The sequence below is a fragment of the Serratia sp. BFP-2025 genome (genome assembly GCF_050880365.1).
GTDB lineage: Bacteria > Pseudomonadota > Gammaproteobacteria > Enterobacterales > Enterobacteriaceae > Serratia > Serratia surfactantfaciens.
The window spans coordinates 440,821-452,429 of record NZ_JBPAFV010000003.1 but is presented as its reverse complement, the minus strand read 5'-3'; the positions used below and the strand labels follow the sequence as shown (position 1 = coordinate 452,429).

Sequence of the window (11,609 nt, the reverse complement as noted above, 5' to 3'; positions counted from 1 at the left end):
CGGAGTCAGACGAGCGCGGCAGGCCCGGCACGAATGCCCTGTACCTGCGCCACCCACAGGCCGGTCTGGTGCCGCGCCAGCGTTGGCAGCACCTCAAGGTGTGTGTGACGAATGATGGTCGGCGGCTTCGGCTCGTGCGTCAGCAGCGCGTTGAGAGTAGAAAGCAGCGCCAGTTGCGCCACCTGCAAAGGGGGTTCCGCTTCGGCTTCGCTCTCCTGCACCCGCGCATAAACCGCCTGCGGCGCCAGCGCGAAAGAGAGGTGACGAATGACGGTGCGCAGCGCATGCTGCTGCCAGTAATCTACGCTGAAGGTAGGGCGGCGATGCGCGTCCTGCAGCAGGGCCAGGCTGTTGAAGGCGCCGTTGGCCGAATTTTGCCGGTTAAGGCTGGACGATGTGCTCGGCAGTGCGGCCTGATCGGGAGCGCCGGACAAATTGGAAGACGCGCCAAGCGTGGCCGCAACCATCCCTAACAGGAGATGGGGCCAGAAATAACGTCTGCCAAATTGTCGCCAACGATTTAGAATACCGATCACGAGTTTATAATCCGCCGGAGCCCATTATGCGCGATAGCCGTCCACAATTATTAGATGTCCTGTTCGACGACGCGTCTGCCGGCAGCAAAGGGCCGCTGCATAACGTCCAGCAACGCGCGGTGGCGCTGCTCAAGCTTAACCGTGCAGTGAAGGGCCTGTTGCCCGCTCCCCTGCATCCCTGGTGCCGCGTCGCGAATTTCCGACAGGGTATTTTAGTGCTCGAAACGGCAAATGCCAGTTGGATGATGCGCTTGCGCTACGAACAACCCGCTTTGCTGTCTGCACTACGAGCGCAAATTCTACCATCATTGTCGTCGATCGACATCAGGATTAATCCGGCCTTGATGGCGAAAGGCAGCAACCAAGTGCAAAGCGCCGAAAAAGCGCCGGAAAAACCCGTGCCGATGCGCCATTTGAGTCTGGAAAGTGCAGAAGAGCTGAGGGGATTGGCGAGCCGTAGCCCGGAGAAACTGCGCAAGATATTGGAACGGCTGGCTGCATTGGCCGGAGAGGGTACCAACACAACCAGTCGTGATAAGTAATCAGCGACACAACTGCAAAACATCGGGCAGCCGACATCACACCCTCGTGAGCCTGAATGCTCAGGCTCTCAGGGGATGCGCCTGCCGTTACTCGCAGGCGAGGAATTCAGACCTTACGCCAATACGGTAGACGGCGCCTTGAATGCCAATGGCATTTCGGCTTCGTCCTGGAAGGTCACGTATTCCCACGCTTCCTGCTTGGCCAGCACGGCCTGCAGCAGTTTATTGTTCAACGCGTGGCCAGACTTGTACGCGGTGAACGCGCCAATGATGTTGTGGCCGCACATGAACAGGTCGCCGATGGCGTCCAGCATTTTGTGACGTACGAACTCGTCTTCGAAACGCAGACCGTCTTCGTTCAGCACGCGGTAATCATCCACCACGATGGCGCAATCGAAGCTGCCGCCCAGGGCCAGACCGCGGGACTGCAGGTATTCGATGTCACGCATGAACCCGAAGGTACGCGCGCGGCTGATTTGACGCACGAACGACTCAGCCGAGAAATCGAGACGATAGCGCTGAGAGCTGGCGTCGATAGCCGGGTGGTTGAAGTCGATGGTGAAGTCCAGGCGGAACCCGTTATGCGGGGACAGCTCGGCCCACTTGTCGCCATCTTCAACGCGCACGGTCTCTTTCAGACGCAGGAATTTCTTCGCCGAGTTCAGTTCTTCGATGCCGGCATCCAGCAGCAAGAACACGAACGGACTGGCGCTGCCGTCCATGATTGGGATTTCAGCGGCGTCGACTTCAATGACGATGTTGTCGATGCCCAGCCCAGCCAGCGCGGCGTTGAGGTGCTCAACGGTCGAAATACGCACGTCATGCTCATTCACCAGGCAAGTACAGAGCATGGTATCACGCACGGATTTTGCATCAGCCGGAAAATCAACCGGTGGATTCAAGTCAGTGCGACGATAGATGACCCCGGTATTAGCCGGCGCTGGGCGCATTGTCAGCGTGACTTTCTTGCCGGTATGCAAACCGACACCAGTCGCCTGAACAATACGTTTTAATGTCCTTTGTTTGATCATCGTTTTATCTCGCAATGTTATCCATCCTACCAGCCAAGCATACAGCAAGGCTGGCGGGACAGTTTAGCACAAAGAGCGGAGATTCCAAATTCTCAGGATATTCTTAGTCTGCCTGTTTACGCAGGAAGGCTGGAATATCAAGATAGTCGGGCTCTTTATTCGGCTGCGCAGCTTGGTCGTTGACCACCTTGGCGGCAGGTTTCACTTCCTGCGGCAGAGGCGACATACCGTGCTGCTGGTAACGGTGATCCATCACCGGCTGGCTGGCCTGCTTATTGGTCACCAGGGTGATTTCAGGACGCTTGTCCATGCCGATACCGGTCGCCACCACGGTGACGCGCAGTTCGTCGTTCATTTCCGGATCCAGCGAGGTACCGATAACCACGGTCGCGTTGTCGGAGGCGAACGCGCGGATGGTGTTACCCACGGTTTCGAACTCATCCAGACGCAGGTCGAAGCCGGCGGTGATGTTGACCAGCACGCCGCGCGCGCCAGACAGATCGATGTCTTCCAGCAGCGGGCTGGAGATCGCCATTTCGGCCGCTTCTTCGGCGCGGTCTTCACCGCAAGCGACGCCGGAACCCATCATCGCGTAGCCCATTTCGGACATCACGGTGCGCACGTCGGCGAAGTCGACGTTCATCAGGCCCGGACGGGTGATCAGCTCGGCGATACCCTGCACCGCGCCTTTCAGCACGTCGTTGGCCGCGCCGAACGCGTCCAGCAGAGAGATGCCACGACCCAGAACTTTCAACAGTTTGTCGTTCGGGATGGTGATCAGCGAGTCCACGTGTTTGGACAGTTCAGCGATACCCTGCTCCGCGAATGCCATGCGCTTTTTGCCTTCGAAGTTGAAAGGCTTGGTCACCACGGCCACGGTCAGAATACCCAAATCTTTAGCCACTTCAGCCACCACTGGCGCCGCACCGGTACCGGTACCGCCGCCCATGCCGGCCGCGATGAAGACCATGTCTGCGCCGTCCAGCGCTGCGCGCAGGGCTTCGCGGTCTTCTTCCGCTGAATTGCGACCCACTTCAGGGTTCGCGCCCGCACCCAGACCTTTGGTAATACCGCTACCAATCTGGATGGTTTGGCCAACCGCCGTTTTGCGGAGCGCCTGGGCGTCCGTGTTCACAGCGAAGAATTCAACACCTTCGATGCGCTCGCGCACCATGTGTTCAACGGCGTTGCCACCGCCGCCGCCGACGCCGATGACTTTAATCACCGCGTCATTGGTTAGTTCCATTGGTTCAAACATAGTTTCTCTCCGTTTTGTGCCTGTCGCTGCGAGATCATAAAAAGATTACTCAGCATGATCTCTTTGTTGAAACATTAAAACTCTTTTCTCAGCCAGCTATTGATGCGTTTAAACCAATTGCCCACCGAGGCGCGTTTTTCTACTTCTGTCTCACCGCTCAGGTGAGACTCTTTTCCATAGTGCAGCAGACCTACCGCCGTTGAGTAGTAAGGCTCCTGCGCATAATCCGTCAGACCCGTGATGTTCAAGGGTTGGCCGATGCGTACCTGAGTGTGGAACACCCGTTGCGCACAGGCTGCCAGGCCATCAATCTGGGCGGCACCACCGGTCAGCACGATACCTGCCGCCAGATGATGCTTCACCCCTTGCTGACGCAGTTGCTCCTGCAATTGCAAAATTTCATCGTTAACCAGATTCAACAGTTCGGTGTAGCGTGGCTCAATGACTTCAGCCAGCGTCTGTCTTTGCAGACTGCGCGGAGGACGTCCCCCGACGCTAGGCACCTCTACATTCTCATCCTTGCTAACAATCGACCCAAGCGCACAGCCGTGTCGAACTTTAATCGCTTCCGCGTCGGTCGGCGGCGTGCCGAAGGCGTAAGCGATATCGCTGGTGACCACGTTCCCGGCGTAAGGGATCACTTTGGTGTGGCGCAGCGCACCGCCGGTGTACACCGCCATATCCATGGTGCCGCCGCCGATATCCACCACGCAAACGCCGAGTTCGCGTTCATCTTCGGTCAGCACCGCGTAACTCGCGGCCAGACCGGCGAAAATAAGTTGGTCAACTTTCAGGCCGCAACGTTCCACGGCCTTGACGATGTTCTTCGCCATATCGTTATGGCAGGTAATCAGATGCACCTTGGCCTGCATGCGCACGCCGGACAGCCCAACCGGGTTTTTGATGCCTTCCTGATAATCGATGGCGTATTCCTGAGGAATCACGTGCAGGATACGGTGTTCGTCGCGCACGCGCACCGATTTGGCGGTGTGCACCACATTCTCCACGTCGTCCTGCGTCACTTCCTCTTCCGAAATAGGCACCATGCCGATTTCGTTCTGGCAGCTGATGTGTTTGCCCGACAGCGCCAGGTACACCGAAGAGATCTGGCAGTCCGCCATCAGCTCGGCCTGATCGATGGCGCGCTGCACGCACTTCACCACCGACTCCAGGTCGTTTACGCCGCCCTTATCCATGCCGCGAGACGGGCAGCTGCCCACCCCGATAATGTTGACCATGCCATCGGGCAGAACTTCCCCTACCAACGCGGAGACTTTTGCAGTACCGATCTCCAGTCCAACTACCAGTTTTCTGTCCGTCGACTTGATCATTGTTGTTTTGCCTGTGCCTGATTCTGTTGCTGATTACTGTTTTGCTGACCGCCAAGCGCCTGCGGATCGACCAACACCGGAGCCCACCCTACCGAAGCGCCGGACTCGTAGCGCAGATCGACATAGCTGACACGCTTGCTCTCCGCCTGGCCCTGCTGCTGCAATACCGGGTAAAGCTCGATAAACCGCTGCAAACGCCCGTTGCGGTCATCGCGCCCCAGCTCAAGCCGGACATCGTTGTCCAGCGCCAGCTGCCAGGAATGGCGCGCGGTCATCGCCGCCATTTTCAGCGTATATTTGCTGGCCGCCAACGTGGCGCTCATCGCCCGATAGCCGTCCAGCACATCCTGCTCGCTCCCTTCCGGCCCGTAGAGCAGCGGCAACTTCTGTTTGCCTGCCCGCTCCGCCGGCACGCTGAACGCTTTGCCTTCGGCGTCCACCATGTGCAAATCGTTCCAGCGCGCCACCGGGACGTACTCCACCAGATGGATCTTCAGCTCATCCGGCCATTGTTTGCGCACGCTGGCCTGCTTGATCCACGGCAGACGTTCGATCTGCTGCTGGATAACGTCCACATCCTGCGTCATGAAGGTGCCGGGCGCGCCCAGCGCCAGGATCGCCTGACGAATATCATCGTTGGTGGTGTAATGGCGTTCGCCGGTCACCACCAGCCTTGAGAGCGGCAGGCGACTGGCGTCTTTCATCCAGCCAAGCACCGCCCAACCGCTCCACACGACCGTTCCCAACACCATCAGCAGGAAAATCATCCCCGCCAACTGGGTTCCATTGCTGCGGCGCGGGCCGTTATCCACCTCGCGATCGCGCGCATTCAGGGCAGCTTGCGACATATCAGTCGGCCAACTCCAAAATTCTCGCCACCAACTGCGAGAAGCTTAATCCAAACTGGCGCGCCGCCATCGGCACCAGGCTATGACTGGTCATGCCCGGAGAGGTGTTCACCTCAAGCAGATAGAAGCTGCCATCGCTGTCTTGCATCACGTCGACGCGGCCCCAGCCGCTGCAGTCCAGACCGCGGTAAGCGCGCAGCGCCAACGCTGCCATCTCGGCTTCCTGCTCGGCGCTCAAACCGCTCGGGCAGAAGTACTGCGTGTCGTCCGAAATATACTTGGCCTGGTAGTCGTAAAACACGCCGGCCGGCTGGATGCGGATCGACGGCAGCACCTGGTCGCCCAGCATCGCTACGGTGTATTCCGGGCCGCTCAGCCACTTCTCCACCAGCACGTCGTCGTCATGGCGGAAGGCCTCTTCCAACGCGGCTTCCAACGCGGCGCTCTCGGTGACCTTGCTCATGCCGACGCTGGAGCCTTCGCGGCTCGGCTTGACGATCAGCGGCAGGCCGAGATCCGCCACGCGCGTCAGCAGCGCCGCTTTATCGGCGCCAAGGTACTGCTGGCGATTCAACGCCACGTAAGGCGCCACCGGTAAGCCCATCGACTGCCACACCATCTTGGTGCGCCATTTGTCCATGGTCAGCGCCGAGGCCATTACGCCGCTGCCGGTATAAGGCAGCTCGAGGAACTCCAGCAGCCCTTGCAGGGTGCCATCCTCGCCGCCGCGGCCGTGCAGCGCGATAAACACTTTGGTGAATCCCTGCTCTTTCAACTGGGTCACCGGGAAATCGCGGGTATCGACGCCGTGCGCATCGATACCGGCTTCGCGCAACCCGGCCAGCACGGCGGCGCCGGATTGCAGGGAAACGTCACGCTCAGCGGAGGTGCCGCCCAGCAGAACTGCAACTTTATCAGCCATGGTGCTCCTCCTCTTTCTTCGGCGGCTGCAGCTTCAGCTCAGCCAGTTTACGCGCGATTTTGCCCACGTTGCCGGCGCCTTGCACCAGCACCAAATCTTCATCCTGCAGCAGCTGCGCCAGCGTTTCCGGCACGGTGTCGGCATCGGAAACCAGAATCGGATCCAGCTTGCCACGGCTGCGGATGGTGCGGCACAGCGAACGGCTGTCCGCGCCAGGGATCGGCGCTTCGCCGGCGGCGTACACGTCGAGCATCAGCAGCACATCCACCTGCGACAGCACGTTGGCGAAATCGTCATACAGGTCGCGGGTACGCGTATAGCGGTGCGGCTGGAAGATCATCACCAGACGCTTGTCCGGCCAACCGGCGCGCGCCGCTTTCAGCGTGGCGTCCACTTCGGTCGGATGGTGGCCGTAATCGTCCACCAGCATCGCGCTGCCCGCTTTGCCGTTGACCGGCTCCAGCGGGAACTCGCCGAGGAAGTCGAAGCGGCGCCCGGTGCCCTGGAACCCCGCCAGCGCGCGCAGAATGTCTGCGTCGTCGATGCCTTCTTCGGTCGCTACCGCCACCGCCGCCGCCGCGTTCAACGCATTGTGGCGGCCCGGCGCGTTCAGCGTTACCGTCAGCAACGGCTTGTCCTGACGGCTCAGGGTAAAGTGCCCCTGCGGCCCAATCTGCCGGTAGTCTTCGATGCGCACATCGGCATCTTCACTGAAGCCGTAGGTGGTGATATGGCGACCCACGCGCGGCAACAGCTCACGCACTACCGGATCGTCGATGCACATCACCGCGCGGCCGTAGAACGGCAGGTTGTGCAAGAAATTGATAAACGTCTGTTTCAGGTTCTCGAAGTCGCCCTGGTACGTGTCCATATGGTCGGCTTCGATGTTGGTGACCACGGCCACCATCGGCTGCAGATGCAGGAACGACGCATCGCTCTCATCCGCTTCCGCGATCAGATAACGGCTGGACCCCAGTCGCGCGTGGGTGCCCGCCGCCTTCACCAGCCCGCCGTTGACGAAGGTCGGGTCCAGGCGGGCTTCGGCATAAATGCTCGAGACCATCGCCGTGGTGGTGGTTTTGCCATGCGTGCCGGCAATAGCGATGCCGTGACGAAAACGCATCAGCTCCGCCAGCATTTCAGCGCGGCGGATCACCGGGATGCGCGCTTCACGAGCGGCGACGATCTCCGGGTTGTCGGCGGAGATGGCGGTAGAAACCACCACCACGCTCGCATCCAGCACGTTTTCCGGGCGGTGATTGAAGTAAATCGTCGCCCCGAGCGCGCTCAGCTGTTGGGTGACCGGATTCGGCGCCAGGTCGGAGCCGCTGATCTGATACCCTTCGTTTGCCAACACTTCGGCGATACCACCCATGCCGGCGCCACCGATGCCGACAAAGTGAATGTGCCGGACGCGACGCATCTCGGGCACGATAGTACGTAGTTTCGCCAGTTGTTGTGTATTCATCACTCTCTCTAATCCGGACCCGGTATCCCGGCCCTACATCACATTGCTTTTATTCAGGTTCGGCGCACCGAACCCCTGCACTCGTTACTTGGCGAGCCGCACCAGCTCCGCCGCCACGCGCTCGGTGGCGTCAGGAATGGCGACCGCGCGCGCTTTCTCGGCCATGGCCAGCAGCGTCTTGCGATCCCAGCTCGCCAGCAGTTCGGCCACCACATCGGCGTTGAACTGCGGCTGTTCGATAATCTTCGCCGCGCCGGCTTGTTCCAGCGGACGCGCGTTCCAGTACTGCTGACGATCTTTATGCATGAACGGCACGAAGATCGCCGGCAGCCCCGCCGCCGCGATTTCGCTGACGGTCAACGCGCCGGAACGGCAGACCACCACGTCGGCCCAGGCATAGGCGGCAGCCATGTCGTCGATGAACTCGGTCACCTTGTGCTGCGTCTGCCCTACCCTTTCGTAGTCACGCTGCACCGTTTCCAGCGCGCCCTTGCCCACCTGATGCCAGAGCGTAATTCTATCGCCCAAACGCGCCGCGACTTCAGGAACTGTCTGATTCAGCACGCGTGCGCCCTGACTTCCGCCAATGACCAGCACGCGGATCGCGCCTTCGCGCCCTTGCAACCGCTCCGCCGGCAACGGCAGCGCCAGCACGTCGGTACGCACCGGGTTGCCCACCACCTCGGCGTTCGGGAACGCGCCGGGGAAGGCCTGCATAACTTTGGCGGCGATGCGCGCCAACCAGCGGTTGGTCAGGCCGGCAATGCCGTTCTGCTCGTGCAATACCACCGGGATGCCACACTGCCAGGCCGCCAGGCCACCGGGGCCGGAAACGTAACCGCCCATCCCCAGCACCACATCCGGCTGATAGCTACGCATGATGGCTTTCGCCTGGCGCACCGCCTGCCAGATACGCAATGGCGCGGTCAGTTGGGCCTTCAGGCCTTTGCCGCGCAGGCCGGAGATCCGGATAAAATCAATCTCGATCCCGTGCTTCGGCACCAGATCGGCTTCCATTCGGTCTGCGGTTCCGAGCCAGCGCACCTGCCAGCCCTGCGCCATCAGATGATGCGCGACCGCCAGCCCCGGGAACACGTGCCCGCCGGTACCGCCTGCCATCACCATTAAACGCTTAGGTTTCCCGCTCATCCCTTACCTCTTCACAAACGCCTGAGCCTTGGTCAGGCGCGTTTCATAATCAATTCGCAGCAACAGCACGATGGCCGTCGACATAATCAGCAGGCTCGAACCGCCGTAACTGATCAGCGGCAGCGTCAGACCTTTGGTCGGCAGCATACCCGCGGCGGCGCCGACGTTAACCAGCGCCTGGAAACTGAACCATACGCCGATCGCACAGGCCAGGAAGCCGGAGAAGCGCTGGTCGATCTCCAACGCGCGGCGCCCGATGGACATCGCGCGAAAAGCGACGAAGAATACCATTAACAGGGCTAAAACCACACCGATATAGCCCAGTTCTTCCCCCAAAATGGAGAAGATGAAGTCGGTGTGTGCTTCCGGCAAATACTCCAGTTTCTGCACCGAGTTGCCGAGCCCCTGTCCCCAGAACTCGCCGCGGCCAAACGCCATCAGCGACTGGGTCAGCTGGTAGCCGCTGCCGAACGGGTCAGCCCACGGGTTCCAGAACGAGGTCACGCGGCGCATACGGTACGGTTCCGCGATGATCAGCAGCACCACGGCGAACACGCCGGAACCGATGATCGCCAGGAACTGCCACATTTTCGCGCCGGCCAGGAACAGCATCGCCAGCGTGGTGATGAACAGCACCACTACGGTGCCGAGGTCCGGTTGCGCCAGCAGCAGCACCGCCAACACCACCATCACGCCCATCGGCTTACAGAAGCCCCAGAAGTTGCTGCGCACCTCTTCCACCTTGCGCACCAGGTAGCTCGCCAGGTAGCAGAACAGCGACAGCTTGGACAGCTCCGCCGGCTGAATACGCAACGGGCCGAGCGCAATCCAGCGCGATGCCCCGTTCACCGAGCTCCCCACCACCAGTACGATCAGCAGCATCACTATCGACATCAGCAACATAATGTTGCTGTAGCGCTGCCAAACTTCCATCGGGACGCGCAGCGTCACCAGCGACAGGCCGAACGCCAGGCCGAGATACAGCGCATCACGTTTGGCGAACAGGAACGGATCGTCCGCCAGGCGTTGGCCGATCGGCATCGACGCCGAGGTCACCATCACGAAGCCGATGATCGCCAACCCGAAGGTCAGCCACAGCAGGGTGCGGTCGTACAGCACCATGTTGACCGCGTCGTTGTCGCGCGCGCCGGTCACCCAGTCTTTCAGCCGTTCAGTCAGCCCGAAGTTCGGCAAGCGTAGTTTCATCCGCCAAGCTCCTGCGCCAGGCGGGCGAACTCGTCGCCGCGCACTTCAAAATTACGGAACTGATCGAGGCTGGCGCAGGCCGGCGACAGCAACACCATATCGCCGGGCTGTACGTGGCCGGCGATGGCGCGCATCGCCTGCTCCATAGTCTCGGTCAGCGTCGCCACTTCCGGCCGCAGCTGCGCCAGCTGGGCGCCGTCGCGGCCAAAGCAGTACAGACGCACGTTGTCGCCCTGCAGATAACGCGCCAGCGGCGAGAAATCGGCGGACTTGCCGTCGCCACCCAGCAGCAGATGCAGCGTACCGTCCACCTGCAGGCCGTTCAGCGCCGCTTCGGTGCTGCCGACGTTGGTGGCTTTGGAATCGTTGATCCAACGCACGCCGTTGTGCTCCCAGGCCAGCTGGAAGCGGTGCGCCAGGCCGGTGAAGGTGGTCAGCGCCTTCAGGCTGGACGCGCGCGGAATGTTGACCGCATCCGCCAGCGCCAGCGCCGCCAGAGCGTTGGTGTAATTGTGGCGGCCGGTCAGCTTCATCTCGCGCGTATTCAACACCTTCTCACCGCGCACCCGCAGCCAGGTTTCCCCCTGCTGACGGTTCAGGTGATAGTCGCCCACATCCGCGCCGAAGCTCACGCAGCGCTCGTCGGCGCCGCGCACCGGCATGGTCAGCGCGTCGTCCGCGTTCACCACGCACACTGCGGCGTTTTCATAAACGCGCAGCTTGGCGCCGCGGTACTGCTGCAGGCCGAACGGATAGCGATCCATATGGTCTTCGGTCACGTTCAGAATGGTCGCCGCCGCCGCCCGCAGGCTATACGTCGTTTCCAGCTGGAAGCTGGACAGCTCCAGCACATACAGCTGGCATTCCTGGCGCAACAGGCTCAGCGCCGGCAGGCCGATATTGCCGCCCACGCCTACCGCCCAACCGGCGGCCTTCGCCATCTCGCCCACCAGGGTGGTGACGGTGCTTTTGCCGTTCGAGCCGGTGATCGCCACGATCGGCGCCTGCGCCTCACGGCAGAACAGCTCGACGTCGCCGACGATCTCCACGCCGGCATCCGCCGCAGCGCTCAATGCCGGAGTCGCCAACGCGACGCCCGGGCTGGCGACGATCAGATCCGCCGCCAGCAGCCAGTCCTGATTCAGATCGCCCAGATGGCGCTCCACGCTTTCAGGCAGTTTGTCCAACCCTGGCGGCGCGATACGGGTATCCATCACGCGCGGCGTCACGCCGCGCGCCATGAAGAAATCGACACAGGACAGGCCAGTGAGGCCCAACCCGATGATGACGACTTTTCTACCCTGATAGTCTGCCATGA

11 protein-coding genes are annotated in these 11,609 nt (G+C 61.1%); 1 reads left to right on the top strand and 10 read right to left on the bottom strand.

Annotation, left to right across the window (positions count from 1 at the left end; translation table 11 throughout):
- Nucleotides 1-5: 5 nt before the first annotated feature.
- Nucleotides 6-536: a secA translation cis-regulator SecM gene (secM, locus tag ACRAWE_RS20170; RefSeq protein ID WP_043128869.1), complete on the bottom strand. Its 531-nt coding sequence runs from the start codon at nt 534-536 to the stop codon at nt 6-8.
- 26 nt (nt 537-562) lie between these two features.
- Here secM and ACRAWE_RS20165 point away from each other — a divergent pair, with 26 nt between their 5' ends.
- The gene (locus tag ACRAWE_RS20165; RefSeq protein WP_019455076.1) at nt 563-1,078 is read left to right on the top strand and encodes a DUF721 domain-containing protein; all 516 of its coding nucleotides are present in this window, start codon (nt 563-565) and stop codon (nt 1,076-1,078) included.
- 113 nt (nt 1,079-1,191) lie between these two features.
- On the opposite strand, the gene lpxC is transcribed toward ACRAWE_RS20165, so the two are convergent.
- The 9 genes from lpxC to murD all read right to left on the bottom strand — a co-directional run bounded on the left by lpxC (nt 1,192) and on the right by murD (nt 11,607).
- Nucleotides 1,192-2,109: a UDP-3-O-acyl-N-acetylglucosamine deacetylase gene (gene lpxC, locus ACRAWE_RS20160; RefSeq protein WP_025159644.1), complete on the bottom strand. Its 918-nt coding sequence runs from the start codon at nt 2,107-2,109 to the stop codon at nt 1,192-1,194.
- A 103-nt stretch (nt 2,110-2,212) separates the two neighbouring features.
- Nucleotides 2,213-3,367: a cell division protein FtsZ gene (ftsZ, locus tag ACRAWE_RS20155; RefSeq protein WP_004932757.1), complete on the bottom strand. Its 1,155-nt coding sequence runs from the start codon at nt 3,365-3,367 to the stop codon at nt 2,213-2,215.
- Nucleotides 3,368-3,441: 74 nt separating this feature from the next.
- A complete protein-coding gene (ftsA, locus tag ACRAWE_RS20150) occupies nt 3,442-4,698 on the bottom strand; it encodes a cell division protein FtsA (RefSeq protein ID WP_004932758.1) in 1,257 nt (418 codons plus the stop codon).
- Nucleotides 4,695-5,546: a cell division protein FtsQ gene (gene ftsQ / locus ACRAWE_RS20145; protein WP_019455074.1), complete on the bottom strand. Its 852-nt coding sequence runs from the start codon at nt 5,544-5,546 to the stop codon at nt 4,695-4,697. The genes ftsA and ftsQ overlap by 4 nt, the downstream gene beginning before the upstream one ends.
- Nucleotide 5,547: 1 nt before the next feature.
- Nucleotides 5,548-6,468, bottom strand: coding sequence for a D-alanine--D-alanine ligase (locus tag ACRAWE_RS20140; RefSeq protein WP_019455073.1), 921 nt, complete (start codon nt 6,466-6,468; stop codon nt 5,548-5,550).
- The gene (gene murC / locus ACRAWE_RS20135; RefSeq protein WP_063918157.1) at nt 6,461-7,936 is read right to left on the bottom strand and encodes a UDP-N-acetylmuramate--L-alanine ligase; all 1,476 of its coding nucleotides are present in this window, start codon (nt 7,934-7,936) and stop codon (nt 6,461-6,463) included. Before murC ends, ACRAWE_RS20140 begins: the two co-directional genes overlap by 8 nt.
- An 84-nt stretch (nt 7,937-8,020) precedes the next feature.
- Entirely contained in the window at nt 8,021-9,085 is a 1,065-nt protein-coding gene (gene murG, locus ACRAWE_RS20130; protein WP_211129893.1) for an undecaprenyldiphospho-muramoylpentapeptide beta-N-acetylglucosaminyltransferase, read from the bottom strand.
- Nucleotides 9,086-9,088: 3 nt separating this feature from the next.
- A complete protein-coding gene (ftsW, locus tag ACRAWE_RS20125) occupies nt 9,089-10,291 on the bottom strand; it encodes a cell division protein FtsW (RefSeq protein WP_063918156.1) in 1,203 nt (400 codons plus the stop codon).
- Nucleotides 10,288-11,607: a UDP-N-acetylmuramoyl-L-alanine--D-glutamate ligase gene (gene murD / locus ACRAWE_RS20120; protein WP_025159641.1), complete on the bottom strand. Its 1,320-nt coding sequence runs from the start codon at nt 11,605-11,607 to the stop codon at nt 10,288-10,290. The genes ftsW and murD overlap by 4 nt, the downstream gene beginning before the upstream one ends.
- Nucleotides 11,608-11,609: the final 2 nt, after the last annotated feature.

Bases quoted from the DNA above. Each gene is read 5' to 3' on its own strand.
- ACRAWE_RS20140 (WP_019455073.1), bottom strand. From the start codon at position 6,468: ATGGCTGATAAAGTTGCAGTTCTGCTGGGCGGCACCTCCGCTGAGCGT.
- ftsA (WP_004932758.1), bottom strand. From the start codon at position 4,698: ATGATCAAGTCGACGGACAGAAAACTGGTAGTTGGACTGGAGATCGGT.
- ftsQ (WP_019455074.1), bottom strand. From the start codon at position 5,546: ATGTCGCAAGCTGCCCTGAATGCGCGCGATCGCGAGGTGGATAACGGC.
- ACRAWE_RS20165 (WP_019455076.1), top strand. From the start codon at position 563: ATGCGCGATAGCCGTCCACAATTATTAGATGTCCTGTTCGACGACGCG.
- murC (WP_063918157.1), bottom strand. From the start codon at position 7,936: ATGAATACACAACAACTGGCGAAACTACGTACTATCGTGCCCGAGATG.
- lpxC (WP_025159644.1), bottom strand. From the start codon at position 2,109: ATGATCAAACAAAGGACATTAAAACGTATTGTTCAGGCGACTGGTGTC.
- murD (WP_025159641.1), bottom strand. From the start codon at position 11,607: ATGGCAGACTATCAGGGTAGAAAAGTCGTCATCATCGGGTTGGGCCTC.
- ftsZ (WP_004932757.1), bottom strand. From the start codon at position 3,367: ATGTTTGAACCAATGGAACTAACCAATGACGCGGTGATTAAAGTCATC.
- murG (WP_211129893.1), bottom strand. From the start codon at position 9,085: ATGAGCGGGAAACCTAAGCGTTTAATGGTGATGGCAGGCGGTACCGGC.
- ftsW (WP_063918156.1), bottom strand. From the start codon at position 10,291: ATGAAACTACGCTTGCCGAACTTCGGGCTGACTGAACGGCTGAAAGAC.